Source organism: Streptomyces sp. NBC_01341 (assembly GCF_035946055.1).
Taxonomy (GTDB): Bacteria; Actinomycetota; Actinomycetes; order Streptomycetales; family Streptomycetaceae; genus Streptomyces.
In genome coordinates this window covers 1,784,689-1,803,350 of sequence record NZ_CP108364.1, presented here as the reverse complement: position 1 = coordinate 1,803,350, position 18,662 = coordinate 1,784,689, and the positions used below count along the sequence as shown (strand labels likewise).

Below are 18,662 nucleotides of genomic sequence, written 5' to 3'. Positions count from 1 at the left end.
TCCCGGGGGCACCGCTCCCGGAACCCGCATGCCCCGCAACGAGGCATGATGACAACGTCGGCCCGCCGACACGCGCCCCCGGCCCATGGGGGCGTCCGTTGGAGAGGGCGCCGTAGCAAGGAGGTTGGTGCGTGTCGCGCCAGGTACTGTCGGTCGGCCCCGGGGACCGCTATTCGACGATCGGTGAGGCCCTCGCCGCTGCGCGCACGGGGGCACTCATCAGTGTCCGGCCCGGGACGTACGCGGAGAACCTCGTGATCCACACCAGGGTCACCCTCACGGCCGCCGAAGGCCGGGGCACCGTGGAGATACGCCCGCGTTCGGGCAGCGTGATCGCGCTGCGCGCCGACGCCGTGATGCTCTCGGAGCTGACGCTGCGCGGCGGCGACGCCGAGTTGCCCGCCGTGGACGTGCGGCGCGGCCAGGCCGCGTTCGACGGCTGCGAGATAGCCGGCGCCGCGTGGACCGCGATGCTGGCCGGCGGAACGGGCTCGCTCGCACTGCGTAACTGCCGGGTGAGCAACCCGAAGGGTGCCGGCATCGTGGTGACATCCACCACCCCCACCACCGTGGAGTCCTGCACGCTCGAACACCTGGGTACCAGTGGCCTGGTGCTCGCCGAACAGGGCGAGGCACGCATCCGTGACTGCACGGTGCGCGATGCCCGGGGCAACGGTCTGCTCGCCAACGGCGAGACCCGCGGCAGCGTCGAGGACTGCGACATATCCTCCACCGACAAGCCCTCCATCGCCCTGGAGGAGAACTCGGCCGTCTCGGTGGTCCGAACGGTGGTGCACGACACCAGCACCGGCGTCCACCTGAGCAGCAAGGGACGTACGACGCTGGAGGACGTCCGCGTCACCGGCGCGTCCGGGAACGGGTTCGCCCTCGCCGGGGGCACCGATCCGGTGCTGCGCCGCTGCCGCGTCTCGCGTGTCCGCGGCCACGGGGTGCTCGTCACGGACCAGGCGCGCGGAACCTTCGAGGACTGCTGGGTGGACGGTGCGCAGGGTGCCGCGCTGCGGGTCGCCGGGGCCGCCTCGCCGGCACTGACGGGCCTGACGGTCCGCGACTGCGACGGGCCCGGGCTGCTCCTGGAGGAGAACTCCGCCCCCGAGCTCGACCGCCTTGAGGTCATCGGCGGCTCGCCCGCGGTCGCGTTGCTCGGCGGAGCCAACCCGCTGCTGCGCCGCGCCCGGCTCGTGGAGCCCTCCGGTGACGGCATCCACGCCACCAAGGAGGCCCGGGGCCGGGCCGAGGACTGCGAGATCGTCCGTCCGAAGGGCGCCGGTGTCCGGGTGGCCTCCGGCAGCACCCTCTACCTGGCCGGCGGCGGGGCTTCCGACGCCGCCACCAGCGGCCTGGTCGTGGAGGACGGCGGCAACGTCACCGTCCGCGACTTCCGCATCGAGAGGTCCGGTGAGGAGGGCGTCGTCGTCGACGGCGGCGGCGAACTGACCGCCAACCGCACCACGGTCCACGCCCCCAAGGGGCACGGGTATCTGCTCCGTGAGGGCGCGCTGGGATCGCTCAGCGGCTGTGAGGTCAGCGGCGGAGCCCAGGACGGCTTCCGGGTGGAGTCGACGGCGCCCGTCTCGCTCGTCAACTGCTTCGCCCGCGAGAACGAGGGCGGCGGTCTGGTGCAGACGGCGCCGGGCGAACGGCTCGCCGTGGACAACCTGAGCAGCACCGGCAACGGCAAGCGGGACGCCTGGGGTACCGGAAGCGCGGAGAACACCGACCCGGCCGGTTCCGGTGCCGCGGACGGACCCCGGCCGGACCGTGCGGACGGCCCGCTCGGTGCCCTGAACGCGCTGATCGGTCTGGAGAACGTCAAGCAGCAGGTGGGCACCCTCGTCAACCTGACCCAGCTCGCCCAGCGCCGCGAGCAACTCGGCATGCCCGCACCGCCGATGAGCAGACACCTGGTCTTCGCGGGTCCGCCCGGCACCGGCAAGACCACCGTCGCGCGCCTGTACGGGTCGATCCTGGCCGAGCTGGGTTCGCTGCGCAGCGGGCACCTGGTGGAGGTCTCGCGGGCCGACCTCGTCGCTCAGGTCGTCGGCGGCACCGCCATCAAGACCACCGAGACCTTCCAACGGGCGCTGGGCGGCGTGCTGTTCGTCGACGAGGCGTACACGCTCACCGCGGACAGCGGCAACGGCGGCGCGGACTTCGGGCGCGAGGCGGTGGACACGCTGCTGAAGCTGATGGAGGACCACCGTGACGAGGTCGTCGTCGTCGCCGCGGGCTATTCCCGCGAGATGGAGTCCTTCCTCGGGTCCAACCCCGGTCTCGCCAGCCGCTTCTCACGGACCATCGAGTTCGAGAACTACTCCGTGCCCGACCTCGTGGCGATCATGGAGAGCATGTGCGCCCAGCACCAGTACGAGCTGGGTGAGGGCACCGCGGCGGCGCTGGCCGCACACTTCGGAGCGATGCCGCGGGACGCCGGTTTCGGCAACGGCCGTGCCGCACGCGGGGTGTTCGAGGAGATGGTCGACCGGCAGGCGGTCCGGCTGTCCACGCAGCCGCAGGTCGGTGAACGTGATCTGCGTCTGCTGCTGCCGGAGGACGTGTCCGCCACGTCGGCCGCGGCGGCAGCCGACACGACCGCACCGGATGACGACCCGCTGACCCGGCTCGGCGACATGATCGGGCTTGCCGAGGTCAAGCGCGAGGTGGCCGACCTGGTCAACCTCATCACCACCGCCCGGCACCGGGCCGCGGCGGGGCTGCCGGTGCCCTCGCTCAGCAACCACCTGGTTTTCACCGGTCCGCCCGGCACCGGCAAGACCACCGTCGCCCGTCTCTACGGCGAGGTCCTGACCCAGCTCGGCATCCTCCAACGGGGGCAGCTGGTCGAGGCGGCGCGCGCCGACCTGGTCGGCCGTTACATCGGCCACACCGCCCAGCTCACCCGCGAGGTCTTCGAACGGGCCCGTGGCGGCGTCCTGTTCATCGACGAGGCCTACACCCTCACTCCGCGCGGCGGCGGTGCGGACTTCGGCCAGGAGGCGGTGGACACCCTGCTGAAGCTGATGGAGGACCACCGTGACGAGGTCGTCGTCATCGTCGCCGGATACACCGACGAGATGGAACGCTTCCTCGAGTCCAACCCGGGCCTCTCCTCCCGCTTCCCGCGCCGCATCGCCTTCGCCGACTACTCCTCCGAGGAACTGGTCACGATCGTGCGCGCCCAGGCCGCGAGCATGGGCTACGACTGCGGGCCGGGCACCGGCCCGCTGCTCAAGGAGTACTTCGACTCGCTGCCCAGGGACCGGTCCTTCGGCAACGCCCGGGCGGCCCGCCAGGTCGTCGAGTCGATGGTCACCCGGCAGGCCGGCCGGCTCAGTTCGGTGGCCGTGCCCACACTCGACGACCTGCGCGTCCTCCTCCCGGAGGATGTCACCGCCACGGCACCGAAGGTGGCGCCCCGATGAGCCCGAACCCTCGCGGTGTCGCCCGGCTGCTGTCCGGCGCGGGCCTCGCCGCCGCCCTGGTGCTGCCGGTGGCCTACCCGGCCGCGGCGCAGCCCCTCCAGCGTGTCCCGGCGGCCGACGGGAAGAAGGGGCAGGAACTGCCCGGGATGCCTTCGGCCCTCGACGCCGAGGCGGCCTGCACCCCGGCCTCGCGCGCGGAGGCGAGGAAGCAGGACTGGTCGCGCCAGCGCCTGGACCTGGACCGACTGCACGGACAGAGCACCGGCGCGGGTACGACCGTGGCCCTGATCGACACCGGCGTGGCCACGGGCGCCGCCGGTCTCGACGGCCGGGTCACCGTGCGGGGAGCGGCCGGTGACGACTGTGTCGGGCACGGTACCTTCCTGGCCGGGCTGATAGCCGGGACCGGCGGGGACAGTCCCCGCCTGGCCGGGGTCGCGCCGGCCGCGAAGATCCTCGCCCTGCGCGGCACGGACCCGCGCGGGCAGGCGGGCGCGGACCTCGTGACGGCGGCGGTACGCGAGGCGACGGCCGCGCGGGCGGACGTGATCGCGGTCGCGGTGGCGCTGCCGCGCCGGGACGCGGCGCTGACCCGTGCGGTCGCCGACGCGCGCCGCGCGGGCGCGGTGGTGGTGGCCGCGGCCACCCCGGACCCGCCGTCCAGGGGTTCCGCGGACGAGATTCCCGTCCGCACGTACTGGCCGGCCGGGGAACCCGGTGTCCTCTCGGTCGCCGACATGCTTCCCGGCGGTCTCCGCCCGGACGGAGCCCTGCGCACCGACGGCATCGACCTGGTCGCCCCCGGCGCGGGCGTGGTCTCCGGCGGCCCTCGCGGCGACGGCCATTACCTCGGTGAAGGCGCCTCGGTGGCCGCAGCGTATGCGGCCGGGGCCGTCGCGGCGGTCCGCGCGGCCTATCCGGGCGAGGCGCCCGACGACGTCGTCCGCCGCGTGACGGCCACCGCGTACCCCGCGGACATCCCGCAGCTCGACCCCTACGCCGCCGTCACCACGATCCTCGGCGCACCCGGTGCGCAGGCCGGTGCCGAGCGCGCCGCGGAGCCCGTGGCGCTGCGCGACACCTCCTCGGCCGACCGCGCCACGAGCCGCGCCGCCCTCTTCGTGCTTCTCGGCTCCGCCGGGGTCCTCGCCGTCCTCTGGGCGGGCTTCGCCTTCTCCCGGGCCCGGGCCCGGGGATGGCGTCCGGCGGGGGCGAGCGGCACCTGAACGCGGTGAGCCGACAGCACGAGGGCGGCCTCCGTCCCCGAAGCACTGCTTCGGGGACGGAGGCCGCCCTCGTGCTGTCCAGGTCCTACTGGTTCTGACTCTCCTCCACCAGCGCGGTCTGCATCAGGCGCGGCTTGCGACGCGCGATGTGGAGGGCCCGGCCGGGCGGGAGGTTGAGTGGCTTGGCGTCGCCGAAGAGGCGGCCCTCCGTGGGCGGGCAGGAAAGGAGTACGGCGGGGTTGTTGGCCTCGTCCAGGCGGCGGATCAGACCGTCACTGAGTCCGCGCCCCGCGCCCATGGCACTGCGGGCCACGATCAGGTGCAGGCCCATCTCGAAGCCGAGGGTGACGTTCTCGAAGAGCGGCTCGAAGGGACTCTGGAACGAGTTGCCGGAGACCATGTCGTAGTCGTCGACCAGGATGAACAGCCGCGGCCCGGTCCACCAGTCGCACGTGCGCATGCGGGAGGGGGCGATGTCCGCGCCGGGCACGCGGGTCTTCAGCGCGCGGGACGCGCCCTCGATCGTCTCCTTGAGGTTGTCCAGCGAGATCACGTGACCCAGTCGGTACTCCTCGGGCACTGCGTCCACCAGGGTGCGGCGGTAGTCCACCGCGATGATCTTCGCCTCTTCGGGCGTGTACCGGGCGGTGATGCCCTTGCTGATGCCGCGCAGCAGGTTGGTCTTGCCGCTCTCGGTGTCGCCGACCACGATGAGGTGAGGCGTACGGCTGAAGTCGTGCCAGACCGGTTCCAGTGCGTCCTGGTCGATGCCGAGCGCCAGGCGCATGCCGCCGCCCTCGGTGGGCTCGGGTGCCGGGAGGTCCGACAGCGGGAGCCGGTGCGGCAGCATCCGGACCTGCGGGGCCGGTGCGCCCTGCCAGTGCCGGGAGATCTCGGCGACCAGATGGGCGACACCCTCGCCGAGGTCGTCGAGGGACCCGCTGCCGTCCAGCCGGGGCAGACCGGCGAGGAAGTGCATCTTGCTGTCGGCGGTGATACCGCGCCCACCGCTGCGCGGCACCGAGCGGGCTTTGCGGGTGTCGATCTCGGAGTCCATCGGGTCACCCATCCGCAGTTCGAGGCGGGTGGCCGCCTGGTCACGCACCTGGGCGGAGAGCTCCACCCACCGGGTGGTCGTGATGATGAGGTGGATGCCGTAGTTGAGTCCCCGCGCGGCGAGTTCGTTGAACTTCGGGATCAGGTCGTCGTAGTCCTGGCGGACCGTGGACCAGCCGTCGACGACCATGAACACGTCGCCGAAGGGCTCGTCGGGGAACTCCCCGGCGGCCCGGCGGCGGCGGTAGGACTGCATGGAATCGAGAGTGTGGTCCACGAAGAACTGCTCGCGGTGGGCGAGCAGCGTCATCACCTCGGCGACGGCCCGGTGCACCCGCTCCGGGTTGAGCCGCGCCGCGACCCCGCCGACGTGCGGGAGGGCCGCGAGCTGGGAGAGGCCGCCGCCGCCGAAGTCGAGGCAGAAGAACTGGACTTCGGCGGGGGTGTGGGTGAGGGCCAGGGCGGCGATCAGCGTCCTGGCCAGAGTGGACTTGCCGCTCTGGGAGCCGCCGGCGACCGCGACGTGGCCGCCGGCTCCCGAGAGGTCCACGACCAGAGGGTCGCGACGCTGCTCGAAGGGCTTGTCCACGAGGCCGACCGGGACCCGCAGCCTGCCCGAGCCGTGCCATCCGGCGGCCGTGAGACCGCGCTCCGGGTCGGCGGTGATGCCGGGGAGCAGGGCGTCCAGCGGGGAGGGCTCGTCGAGGGGCGGCAGCCACACCTGGTGCGCGGCGGGGCCGGAGTCCCGCAGCCGGTCGAGGGCGACGTCGAGCAGAGCCTCCTCGTCGCCCGGCTCCTCGGTCTCGGGTTCGGGCTGGGGCGCCGGGTCCAGAGTCCGCGGTACCACCCAGCCGCTGGTCCACGGCACCACCTGGCTGGCGACCCTGGCCCGCACCACCGCACCGGTCCGGCGCCGGTAGGTGCCGGACGAGTACGCGGCGCGGAACCGGGTCAGGGACTCCACGCCGGACTTCAGGTAGCCGCTGCCGGGCTGGGCCGGCAGCTCGTAGGCGTCCGGCACGCCGAGGACACCCCGGCTCTCCATGGCGGAGAAGGTACGCAGGCCGATGCGGTACGAGAGGTGGCTCTCGAGCTGGTGCATGCGGCCCTCGTCCAGGCGCTGCGAGGCGAGCAGCAGATGCACCCCGAGGGAGCGGCCGAGTCGGCCGATCATCACGAACAGGTCCATGAACTCCCGGTGTGCGGACAGAAGTTCGCTGAACTCGTCGACCACCACGAACAGGCTGGGCAGCGGAGCGAGGTCCGCGCCGGCGGCACGGGCACGCTCGTACTCCAGGGCGGACGTGTAGTTCCCGGCGGAGCGCAACAACTCCTGGCGGCGTATGAGTTCGCCGTGCAGGGCGTCCTGCATGCGCTCGACCAGGGCGACTTCGTCGGCGAGGTTGGTGATGACGGCGGAGGTGTGCGGAAGTTCCTCCAGGCCGAGGAAGGTGGCGCCGCCCTTGAAGTCGACCAGGATGAAGTTGAGGGTCTCGGAGGAGTTGGTCAGGGCGAGACCGAGCACGAGGGTCCGCAGGAGCTCGCTCTTCCCGGAGCCGGTGGCCCCGATCAGCATGCCGTGCGGCCCCATGCCGCCCTGCGCGGACTCCTTGATGTCGAGGTCGACGGGCCGGCCGTCCGCACCGACCGCGATCGGCACCCGCAGCCGGGTGGAGCCGGTGTGCCGGTTGAAGAGGGTGTGCGGGTCGTGCCGGTGCAGGTCGGGGATGCCGAGTAGCGTCGTCAGCTCGACGTCGGCGTCCAGCGGCTGCGCGATGTCGGTGCCCAGGCTCATCCGGCGGGGGGTGAGCAGCCGGGCGAGCGACTCCGCGCCGACCGGGCCGAGCCGGTCCGGCCTGCCGAGCGGCACGGAACGCTCCTTGCGGCTGCGGTCGGTGCGCACCAGGCTCACGCTGTCGGGCCCGACGGTCAGCCGGAGCGTGTTGCGGCCCGGCCGCCAGCGCAGCGCCCCGGACACGTCCAGTGCCAGGGCGTTGCGGTAGCCGTGCCCCTCCCAGCGGTGTCCCTCGGGTACGGCGACGCCGTCCAGGACGACGATCGTGTACGGCTCGTCACGGCCGGGGCGGGCATCCGGGTCGAAGGCCGGACGTTCGGCGAACTCGGCACCGAGCAGGTCGTCCAGCTCGGTCAGGTCGGCGGTGATCCGGCGGGCCTGGCCCGCACCGTCCTCCTCGTGCGGGTCGAGCACGTGCGGCAGCCACTTGGCCCACTCCCAGTCGGGCCGCCGCTCGTCGCTCACGCAGAGCGTGATCCACAGCTCCTCGGGCGCGTGGAACACCGCGAGCTGCCCGATCACGGCGCGCACCAGGGCGCGTACCGCCTCGGCTGCGGGGTCCTGGGCCGGGCCGGCGCCGCTCCCCCCGGGCGCCGGGGTGCCCGAGGAGGCCGCGTCGCCGCCGGGGGTCTCCTCGGGGCGCAGGATGATGCGGGCCGACGACCGCAGGTAGAGGCCGAGGGGCTGTTCGGGGATGGTGGAGTAGGCGCGGATGAAGCGGCGCAGGGCATGGGCGCAGAGGGGTTCGAGGTCCTCCACCGGGCGGGTGGAGACCGGGTCCAGCGTGAGAGCGAGCTGCTGTTCGCCCACCGCGAGCCGGACCTCGCCGAAGTCCTCGTCGGCCGGGCGTCGTTCCCAGAGTCGCGAGGTGCGGGCCAGGGAACGCAGGGAGTGCGGCTCCGGGTGGCGCCAGGCCAGTGCCCGCTGCTGCTCGGCGATCGTGGTGCGGACCCGCTTGCGGGTCTGCGCCAGGTAGCGGAGGTAGTCGCGGCGCTCACCCTTGAGGCGCTGCTTGCGCTCGCTGGAGCGGCGCATCAGCTGCCCCAGCAGCATGGCGCCGGCGGAGAGCGCCATGACGCCCATCGCCAGATACATGAAGACGCCGTTGCCGCCGCCGGGCCGCAGGAACATCAGCATCATCGACACCGACATCAGGGCCATAGGCAGATATGTCCATATCGCCGAGGTGTCGGGCACCGTCTCGGCGAGGACAGGTGGTTCCTGGAGGGTCAATTGCCCCTCGGGCATCTCCGGTCCGCGCCTGCGGGCCGGCCGGCGAAACAGCACCACACTCAAGGAACAGAACCTCCGGTTTCACGGCCTTTCGGTCCGTACCGAATACAGGAGAACCCGGTAGAGGGAAAGGCCGCGTGCGCTGATTCCCGGGCCCACGCGGGACGCGGTGGACGCCGGGCGAATGTTTCGAGCTGACAACGGCGGACGGCCAACTCCCTTGAAGGCCAATTGCATACGGAATAGGGCGCCCGGTCCGCAGTACGACGGTGGTCGTAGGCAGTAGTCTGCATTCACCGAACGCGACCTGTCCACGCGGGAGTGGTGGACGCCGGGCGCGCGGTCCCAATTGCGCTGCCCGGAACCCCTGTTCCCCTCCGTGCGGACCTTCCGTACTGTTCGCACATCCCCCGGTCCGGGGGAGTCCTCCTGTCAAAGCCTCCACGGAAGACGAGAGTTCAGCCGATGACCGACAGTGCGGTGGCCGAATCGTGCCGCCTGACCGTGCGTGCGCCGAGCGTCACCATTGATCTGGCCGTGCCTGCCGACGTCCCGGTCGCCGACCTGCTGCCCACGCTCCTGCGTTACGTCGGCGAGGAGGCCGAAGAGGCCGGGCTCGACCACGCGGGCTGGGTGCTCCAGCGGCTCGGTGACGCCCCGCTCGACGAGGAGAGCACCCTGGCCCGTGCCGGGCTGACCGACGGCGCCGTGCTCTACCTGCGCCCGCACACCGAGGCGCTGCCCGAGGCGCGGCTCGACGACCTGGTCGACGGGATAGCCGACACGGCCGCCCGACGGCTCCACACCTGGCACCCCGGCGCCGCCCGCGGGCTGTTGGTGGGCACCGTGGTCGCGACCGTGGCCGCGGCCCTCCTCCTCGTCTTCCGGCCCGGCGTGACCGGCTCCGGCTCCACCCGGGCCGCCTGCGCCGCCGTTGCCGGCGTCCTGCTGCTCGCCGGCGCGGGCTCCGCCAGCCGCGCGGTCGGCGACCGGCTGTCCGCGACCGCGCTCGGCCTGATGGTCGCCCCCTGCCTGGCCCTGGCCGGCTGGGTGCTTCCCGGCGGTGACATCACCGGACCGGACGCGGCACAGGTCGTGGGCGCGCGGCTGCTCGCGGCGGGCGCCGCCGGAGCGGGCGGCGCGGTCATCGCGCTCGCCGCGACGGCGGTCGGCGCTCCGGCGCTGCTGGCCACCGCGGTGGTCTCGGTCGCCTCGGCGATCGCCGGGGCCCTGATGGGATACACCGGCCTCGGCGTGCCCGCCGCTGTGGCGATCGTGGCCACGGTGGTGGCGCTCGCCGCCGGGACGGTCGCCCCCTTCGCCTTCAAACTGGCCGGGATGCGGATGCCCTCGCTGCCCTCGTCCGCCGGGCAGCTCCAGGAGGGCATCGACCCGTACTCGGGCGACGAGGTGGCCGAGCGCACCGAACTGGCCGGGCGCTGGGTCACCGCGCTCTTCGCGGCCACCGGGGTCATCGCCGCCGCCGCGCTGGCCGTACTCGCCGAGCACCCCGACCTGCCCGAGGTGCTGACCGCGCTGGTCCTGAGCCTCCTGCTGCTCCTGCACTGCCGGGGCCTGGTGCACATCGGCCAGCGGCTGACGCTGGCCGTCCCGGCGATCTGGGGACTGCTGCTGCTCGCCCGCGCCTGGGCGGTCGACAGCGACGGCACCGGGCGCCTGGTGGTCTTCGCGGTGCTGCTCGCCGCGGCCGCCGCACTCGTGACCGCCTCCTGGACGGTGCCCGGCCGCCGGGTGCTGCCTTACTGGGGCCGGGCGGCGGAAGTCGCGCACACCGGCTTCGCCGTCGCGCTGCTCCCGCTCAGCCTCTGGGTGGCGGGCCTTTTCGGCTGGCTGCGCGGCCTGTTCGGCTGAACACAGCCGTACGACCCGTACATCGGAAACGAGTTGAGGAGAGGCCGTGCAGTCCAAGCGCGACCAGGTGCATGCGCACAGCTTCATGATGGGCAGGCTCAGTTCGGGGCTGCTGACGGCCGATCCGGACGCCGCCGAGAGCCCGCTCGGGCGCACCACCCGGGGTGTGGTCTTCGGCGTCCTGGTGACCGTCCTGATCGGCGCGGGTGCGACCGTCTTCGGCCTGCTGCGCCCCGGCGGCAACGACGGCTGGCGCGACGGCGAGCACCTGGTGGTCAACCGTGACACCGGCGCCCGGTACCTCTGGACCGGCACCGACGGTGTTCTCCACCCCGTGCGCAACTACGCCTCCGCGCGGCTGATCGGCGGCTCCGACCTGGCGACCGTCGACGTGGCGACCGCCTCCCTGCGGGACGTTCCCGTGGGGCCGCCGGCGGGCATACCCGGCGCACCCGACGCGGTGCCCGGACCGGGCGAACTCGACGACGGCGCCTGGCACATGTGCGTCACCGGCCCGGACGGCGCGCTGCCCAGCACGTCCGGCGCGGCGACCGGCACCGGTGTGGACAAGCCCGGTGCCACCACCGTGGTCGCCGGCGCCCCGCTCGGCGCCCAGGGCATCGGCGGCGGCCGGGGAGTCCTCGTCGTCGGCCCGGAGGAGACCGAGTACCTGGTGTGGCGGGGCAGCAGGCTGCCGCTGGACCGCGAGTCCGACGCCCGCAACGCCCTCGGCTACGGCTCGGAGCAGCCGATGCCGGTCTCGGCGGCCTTCCTCGACGCGCTGGCACCCGGCCCCGCGCTGAAGCCGCCCGCGGTGCCGGGGCGCGGTACGGAAGGCCCCGCCCTGGGCGGCGAAGCCACCCGTGTCGGCCAGCTGTTCAAGGTGAGCGTGCCCGGCGGCGGCAGCACCTACCACCTGCTGCAGAAGGGCGGGCTCGTGCCGCTGACGCGCCTCGGCGCCGCCCTGGTGCTGGGTGACCCCGCCACGCAGAAGGACGCCTACGAGGGGCATTCGCCCGAGGTGCGGGCGGTAGGCGCGGACGCGCTGCGCGCACACCGGGCGAAGGACTCGTCGCCCGCGGGTTCCGCGGAGCTCCCGGACAGCCCGCCGGCCCCGCAGTCCGCGCCCCGCGGCACCGCGCTCTGCGCACAGGTGGACGGCGGCGACGGCGGCACCCGGATCAAGTCCGTGCTGGTCCCGCTGAGCCGCCTCGCGCCCGTCGTGGTGTCGGAGGGCACCGCCCAGCCACTCGCACCGGCCTGTGTCCGGACGGACGCCACGGTCGTACGGCCGGGACGCGGTGCCCTGGTGCGTGCCCTGAACGCCAGCGGTGCGGCGCACGCCGGGACCACCTACCTGATCGCGGAGAACGGCGTGAAGTACCGCGTTCCGGCCAAGGACGCGCTGGCCGCGCTCGGATACGGCGCGGGGGACATCGGCTCGGTCCCCGCGCCGATGCTGGCAGCCCTCCCGACCGGTGCCGACCTGGACCCCGGCGCCGCGTCGGGTGCCGCGGATCCCCGGGTCACGGCTCCGCGGTGCGGCACCGACGAGCCGCCGGCGGAGCGCGAGCCTGCCGGTGCGGCGGCCGCGACCGGCCGGTCCGGGGCCGCCGTCGCATCCGCTTCCGTGTCCTGACCGCCGTCCCGATCCAGGCATACACCGCATACGCCGCCGATGAATGGAAACCGGCGAGAGGAAAAGCTCCTCCCCACTCGCGCCGGTGCATCCGATCCGCCAGGTGTCGAGTGCGAAAGGAAACCTCAGAGAAAGCTCAGTTTCCCGTCGGGCCGCACCCGTGGAATGCCGGGAACGCGCGCACGTCGCGGGAAACGGGCCGTATCGATGACCGTTTGCCTTCTTGGGCCGCCCGTTTACCGACCGTTTCACGTCCGCGGACGGAGGGGCGCCCCCGTTACCCCGTCCTCGGAGCGCCGTGTTCACGCGGTGGCAACATCCAAACAACTCCCGTGCCATACAAGCATTCTGAAGAACTGACCTATGCTCAAATCTTCCCCAACATACGTTGCGCGGAACGCCGGGTTCTCTTTAGCCTCAGCGTGCAACGCGGCAACGAGACCGGCCTGAACGAAGGGAGTGCGACATGGCGGACAGCGCCGCAAGGAAAGCGGACTATGCCAAGGGCTTGGGAGGTGTCTCCTCCCTGGAGTCGGCCCGCAGCGCGGTCGAGAAGATCCAGAACAACGTGGGTGAGATCGCCGCGCGTTCGGGTGTCGGCGGGGACGAGGGCCAGGCCCTGCTGAAGCTCTTCCGCAGCTGGAACGCGGAGGCGCAGAAGGTCGTCATCCAGATCAGCAAGATGGTCGACGCGCTCCAGGAGAACGTCACCTCCGCCGACCGTCTGGCGAAGGAGAACCAGGACCTGACCGAGGTGCTCAACAGCAAGACCAGCCAGGGTGTCTTCGAAGCGCTGCGCTGACCCGCCCCTGCGGCGCCGGCCTCCTCAGGGACGGCCGGCATCCGTGACCTCGCCGGGCCTCGCGGCCCGGCCACCCGAGAGGAGATGCCATGGCTGACGGCATCATCGATGTGCAGTACTCCACGGTCCGGCACGCGATCGAGGAGCTGAAGGACCAGACCCAGCAGCTCATCACGACCCTCAACAACCTCGAGGACGAGCTGAGGCCGCTCGTGACCTCGTGGGAGGGTGACGACCAGCAGATGTACCGCGGGGTCCAGGCGGAGTGGGACCAGGCCACCAAGAACATGGCCCTCCTCCTCGGCGACAGCGGCGAGCTGGTGCAGAGCATCCACGACAACCACTCCCGTGACGAGCGCAAGAGCGCCGACAACTGGGGGAACGTCCGGGCCCGTTAGGCTCCGGCCGGGGCTCCCCTCCGCCCATCCGGAGGGTGGGCCCCGGCCTCCGTGCGCCTGTCCGGCGCGCATCCGCCGCACCGGCGTCCGTACAGGCCGCCGGGCCGGCCGCTTTGCTTCCCCGTCCGGCACCGAACCGCAGGAGGACGTCCCATGGCCGGTGAGAAGGCCGACGTCAAGCACTTCGACCTCAAGCAGATGGAGTACTTCCGGGACAACGAGGTGCAGCCGGTGTACACCGCCGCGAAGAAGCACCGGGAGGACGGCGACGGCGCCCACATCCGGCCGCTCGGTCACCTCATCGACGGTCACACCACCCCGGAGAACCTGGCCCAGGACAAGCAGCTCCTGCGCATCGGCCGGATGGTCACCGAACCCCTGGTCTCGGGGCCGAAGCTGATCGAGGGCATACGTACGGCGGCCGAGGCGGTCGACAAGCTGCTGGGCGACCAGATGGACCTCTTCAAGGAGCTGAAGGAAGCGCTCACCGAGACCATCGAGGAGGCCAACAAGACCAAGAACAAGAACCTCGACGCGATCGACGCGCAGACGCTGCTGCAGACCTTCGACGAGGTCGACACCCTCACCAGCGGGTCGTCGGGCGAAGAGACCACCTGACCGTCCCCCTCCCCGCATCCGTGCCACGCCCGCACACCCCGCGCATCGTCCGCCGGGTGGGTGCCGTGAGGTCCGCGCGGCCGCGCCCCCGCCCGCAGGGCCCGCGAGCCGCCCCGGACGACAACCGACCAGAAAGGGCCCCCGGTGGCCGATCGGTACGATCCCAACTCCGCCGCCAACCTCGACAAGTTCGACAACGCCGGCGACCCCTCGACCGATACCTGGGCCACTCTGGTCACCCACATCACGGGCTATCCGGTGCCGGACCGCAGCACCGTCTTCGACACGCTCCGGTCCGACCACGGCGGCAAGCTGTTCCGGATGGACATCAAGGAGCGCAGTCTCAGCCTGCTCGTCAAGGACTCCGGGTTCCTGACGAACAAGGGCGAGGACTATGACATCTGGTTCTTCGACAGCGGCAAGAAGCGGTCCATCATGCAGGCCCGGATCGTGTTCGAGGGCCGTGTGAAGGCGGGCGAGGAGATCATCTTCGCCGGTCCCGGCTCGGACAACGTCCACGACGCGCAGGTCCGCGAGGGCAACGAGTTCACGGACTACAACAAGGACAAGATGAGCACCATCCCGCTCGCCCGGTACATGAACGGGCCGCGGGCGGCGCTTCTCGGGCTGCTGGGCGGCAGCACGCAGGATGCCCGGTTCAGCAGCCTGGGCGTGCCCGGGGCCGATGTGGTGGACCTGAACTCCTTCAACACCACAGGTGATTCATTCGACTTCGCCGCCAAGTTCTTCAAGGACCACGCGGTGGTGCTGAAGGACTGGGAGGACCGCTTCGGCCGGGACGACGCCAGCTGGAAGGGCGAGGCGGCTGAGGTCTTCCGCAGTCTGCTGAAGAAGATCCGAGAGAACTACGACAGTTACGTCGAGACCTTCAACTCCAGCGTCGGCACCGGGGACGAGACCGGCACGGGCAACACGGTGTACTCGCGTGCCCTGTCCCTGGGCCGCACGTATCTGGAGGACTCGGCGACCACACTGCTGGACGCGTGGCTGGCCTGGGCCAAGTCCTCGTACTACGACCCGCACCAGGTGCTGCGCTACGTCCTGGACGAACTGGCGCAGTGGGTGGACGCCAACAACGTGGCCAAGACGGACATCAAGTCGTACTCGAACCGCTACACCACGACCGTCAGCCACAGCCCGCAGGGCGGCTTCTCCCAGGTGCATCCGGAGTACGGCGACCTCAGCGACATCGCGAACTGGGCGAAGGTCGGCGACAAGGCGGTCAAGATCTGGACCCAGGGCGTGGACGAGTACCTGGGCAAGCCCGCCGCCCAGGTGCAGTCGGGCCTGAACAACCACTTCCTCGATCTGGGCGCCGACTTCTCCGAGAACGTCCCGAAGCCGAAGTCGACGAGCACGGCCTCGGACGAGTACGAGAAGAAGAAGCTCAAGGAGGAACAGGACGAGATCAAGCGCCAGAACGAGGAGAACCGGAAGTACCAGGACGAGCTGCGCGAGGAGCAGGAGCGGCAGCGCGAGGAGGACAAGAAGTACCAGGACGAGCTGCGCGAGGAGCAGGAGCGGCAGCGCGAGGAGGACAAGAAGTACCAGGACGAGCTGCGCGAGGAGCAGAACCGGCAGCGTGACGAGGACAAGAAGTACCAGGACGAGCTCCGCGAGGAGCAGCGCAAGGAGCAGGAGGAGGCCAAGCGCCTCCAGGAGGACCTGCGGAACGAGCAGAACCAGCAGCGCGACGAGGACAAGAAGTACCAGGACGAGCTCCGCGAGGAGCAGCGCAAGGAGCAGGAGGAGGCCAAGCGCGAGGCCGAGGAACAGCAGAAGGCCGTGCAGGAGAGCCTCGGCGGGCTGAACGACCCGAACGGGGTCGGCGAGCAGAACCTCGACTCGCTGCTGAACAGCAACATCCCGGTCACGGAGAGCACGGGCAACCTGGGCGACCTGAACGGGGACCAGCAGGGCGGCGGCGGTCCGGTCGCACAGAGCCTGGGCAACCTCGGGGGGATCAACGGGGGTCCGGGCGGGACGAACAAGGCCGCCGGCGACGCCAACGAGGCCATCACCCAGAACCTCGGCAACCTCGGGGACCTGAACGGGGGTGCGGGCGGCTCCGTCGACACCCCGACCGGGGGCAGCACCCAGCTCACCGACGGGAACCTCACCACCGAATTCCCCGACGGGTCCACCAGTACGTTCGACCCGGACAGCGGACTGGTCACCACCACGCACCCGGACGGCAGCGTGACCACGCAGGACCTGGGCGACGGCACCCGGCTGACCAACCCGGACGGTTCCGTCACCTCCCTCGGCGACGACGGCCGACTGACCACGACCTTCCCCGACGGGACGACCCAGGTCGTCGACCCCGCCACCGGCCAGGTCACCTCCACTGCCCCCGACGGCACCACCACCACGCAGAACCTCGGCAGTCCCGGGAACCTGAACGGCCAGAACGGCCCCGGCGACCTGGGGGACCTCGGCGACATCGACTCCGGCGTCACGACGGAGTCGCTCGGTGACCTGGGGAACCTGAACGCCGACCGGTCCGCGCTGGAGACCCCCACCGGCGGGCACACCGCGCTCGACAACGGCGACTTCACCACCACGTTCCCCAACGGCGGTGAGGGCGCCTTCGACCCGGACAGCGGGATGTTCACCTCGACGAGCCCGGACGGCTCCACGGTGACGACCGACCTCACCCACGGGGCGAAGGTGACCAACCCTGACGGCTCCGTCACCTCACTGGACGACGGCCGGCTGTCCACGACCTTCCCGGACGGCAGCAAACAGGTCATCGACCCCGACACCGGTATCGCCACCGTCACCGATCCGCAGGGCAGGACGGAGACGGTGGACCTGCATGATCTCAATACGCGCAGCAACAGCGGTTCGGACTTCCTCGACGGACTCGGCAACCTCGGCGGCCCGACCGGATCCGACGGACTCGGCGGTCTCGACGGCGTGGGCGGTGGGGGTTCGACCACACGGGACGTGCCGTTCTCCGAACTGGGCGTCGGTGGCGGCCAGGTGAGCGCCGGGGCGTCCGTCGGCGGCGGCCTCGTGGCGGGCTCGTCCGCCCTGGGCGGCGGCCCGGTGGCCCCTCTCTCGGACGGCGTCGCAGGCGGCGCGGGCACCTCGCTGATCCCCGCCGCCGGGGCCGGCACCCCGGGAGCCCCGGGGACACCCGGCAGCCCGGGAATGCCCATGGGCGGCGGAATGGGCGGCATGGGAGGGGGCGGCGAAAAGGGCAACGGCGAGCGCGTTCGCGCCGTCCTGGTCGACGCGGCCGAGGAGAGCGAACGCCGCAACCGCCGCAGGCGCAGCCCGTGGAACCGGCAGGAGGACAGTGACACCTTCCTGACACCGGCGTCCCGGGTGGCGACGACCGGCGGCGAGTCCCGCGAGGAGGAGGCGGAGCCGGGCCGCAGGGCCACCACGTCCGCCGACTACCTGGAGGAGGACGCGGACGTGTGGGGCACCGAGGAGGGCGGCACTCCGGCCGTGATCGGGCGATGATGAGGCGTCAGGTCATGGGCCTCCGGGGAGTGAAGACGTTTCCCGCCCCGCCCCGGCTTCCACAGCGTGCCCCGCACCAGGCAAGATCAGTACGGCAGTTGTCCGAGTCGGGATCAGTTACAGGCGCGCCCGCCGGACGTCCGGGTGCACGGGGACAACGACGGAGAAGGGCGGAGCGGGCGTGACGGAACCTCTGGAGAAGCGTCTGGAGAAGGCCATGGCCGAACTCCAGGAAGCCCAGGAGGCGGTGGCGCGCACCGAGCGGGAGCTGCGGACGGCGTCGTTCGCCGCGCTCTCCTCCGACCGTGCGGTCCGTGCCACCGCGGGTCCGCAGGGCGAGCTGACCGGGATCGACTTCCTGGAGTACAAGTACCGCGACATGTCCCCGCAGGAGCTGGCCGCCAGCGTCCTGGAAGCGGCGAGCGCCGCACGCCTGAAGATGAACAGGCACGTCATGAAGGCGATGGCGCCCTTCTCCGAGCCCAGCAGCAACGTGCCGGAGCTCAAGGGCTTCGAGCTGGACTGGGAGCGGATCTTCGGGCCGGAGGTGCTGCGCGGGGACGACGAGGATCCCGCACGCGGCGGCCGCGCCGCCCCGGCCTGGCGGGACGCACTCGGCGAAGAAGGAGGGGACTGACCGTGGGACAGCGCTACTACGTGGACCCGCAGCGCATCGAGGCCCTGGCGAGGCAGCTGGAGGAGATCGGCACGCTGACCAGGAGCATGACCGAGGAGTTCCTGGACGAGCTGGCACCCACGGTGAACTGGCCGGGCACGGAGGGTGAGTTCGCCGAGAAGGCCAAGCCTCAGGAGCAGAAGGAACGGCAGACCACCAAGGAGACCATGATGTCCATCCGCGAGGCGCTCGTGGGCATCACGGACGCCACGGTCAGCCAGGTGCGGATGATGAAGGACACCCGCGACCACAACATCGAGGAAGTCGAGAAGGGCACCAACCGCATCAACACCGACGGACTCGACAGCGGCCCGGGCGGGCATGGCCGCCGCTGATCCCCGCACCGCCGGCCGCTCCCGCACCACCACGCCGGGAGCGGCCGATCCGTCCTGCCCCTGCGGACCCCAGG

General features: G+C 71.8%; 11 protein-coding genes. 10 read left to right on the top strand and 1 reads right to left on the bottom strand.

Translation table 11 applies throughout. From position 1 onward, the window contains the following. Positions 1-131 precede the first annotated feature (131 nt). Entirely contained in the window at positions 132-3,443 is a 3,312-nt protein-coding gene (locus OG206_RS07650; protein ID WP_327113596.1) for a right-handed parallel beta-helix repeat-containing protein, read from the top strand. After that, on the top strand, positions 3,440-4,669 hold the full coding sequence (locus OG206_RS07645) for a S8 family serine peptidase (protein ID WP_327113594.1): 1,230 nt from the start codon (positions 3,440-3,442) through the stop codon (positions 4,667-4,669). Before OG206_RS07650 ends, OG206_RS07645 begins: the two co-directional genes overlap by 4 nt. Before the next feature lie 85 nt (positions 4,670-4,754). Here OG206_RS07645 and eccCa read toward each other — a convergent pair whose 3' ends face one another. Then, positions 4,755-8,816: a type VII secretion protein EccCa gene (gene eccCa, locus OG206_RS07640; RefSeq protein WP_327113592.1), complete on the bottom strand. Its 4,062-nt coding sequence runs from the start codon at positions 8,814-8,816 to the stop codon at positions 4,755-4,757. A 402-nt stretch (positions 8,817-9,218) separates the two neighbouring features. Between eccCa and eccD the strand changes: the two genes are divergently transcribed. The 8 genes from eccD to OG206_RS07600 all read left to right on the top strand — a co-directional run bounded on the left by eccD (position 9,219) and on the right by OG206_RS07600 (position 18,588). Continuing rightward, positions 9,219-10,625, top strand: coding sequence for a type VII secretion integral membrane protein EccD (gene eccD / locus OG206_RS07635; protein ID WP_327113590.1), 1,407 nt, complete (start codon positions 9,219-9,221; stop codon positions 10,623-10,625). A gap of 46 nt (positions 10,626-10,671) precedes the next feature. Continuing rightward, positions 10,672-12,264, top strand: a complete 1,593-nt coding sequence (eccB, locus tag OG206_RS07630; protein ID WP_327113588.1) for a type VII secretion protein EccB — start codon at positions 10,672-10,674, stop codon at positions 12,262-12,264. Between the two features lie 466 nt (positions 12,265-12,730). After that, the gene (locus OG206_RS07625; RefSeq protein WP_327113586.1) at positions 12,731-13,066 is read left to right on the top strand and encodes a hypothetical protein; all 336 of its coding nucleotides are present in this window, start codon (positions 12,731-12,733) and stop codon (positions 13,064-13,066) included. 89 nt (positions 13,067-13,155) lie between these two features. Further along, complete coding sequence (locus tag OG206_RS07620) at positions 13,156-13,464, top strand: WXG100 family type VII secretion target (RefSeq protein WP_327113584.1); 309 nt, start codon at positions 13,156-13,158, stop codon at positions 13,462-13,464. A 153-nt stretch (positions 13,465-13,617) separates the two neighbouring features. Next, the gene (locus OG206_RS07615) at positions 13,618-14,082 is read left to right on the top strand and encodes a type VII secretion system-associated protein (protein ID WP_327113582.1); all 465 of its coding nucleotides are present in this window, start codon (positions 13,618-13,620) and stop codon (positions 14,080-14,082) included. A 144-nt stretch (positions 14,083-14,226) separates the two neighbouring features. Beyond that, positions 14,227-17,577 carry an AAWKG family protein gene (locus OG206_RS07610; protein ID WP_327113580.1) on the top strand — a complete coding sequence of 1,117 codons (3,351 nt, stop codon included), beginning with the start codon at positions 14,227-14,229 and terminating at the stop codon, positions 17,575-17,577. Between the two features lie 181 nt (positions 17,578-17,758). After that, entirely contained in the window at positions 17,759-18,214 is a 456-nt protein-coding gene (locus tag OG206_RS07605) for a YbaB/EbfC family nucleoid-associated protein (protein ID WP_327113578.1), read from the top strand. Positions 18,215-18,216: 2 nt separating this feature from the next. Then, a complete protein-coding gene (locus tag OG206_RS07600; protein ID WP_327113576.1) occupies positions 18,217-18,588 on the top strand; it encodes a hypothetical protein in 372 nt (123 codons plus the stop codon). Positions 18,589-18,662 lie beyond the last annotated feature (74 nt).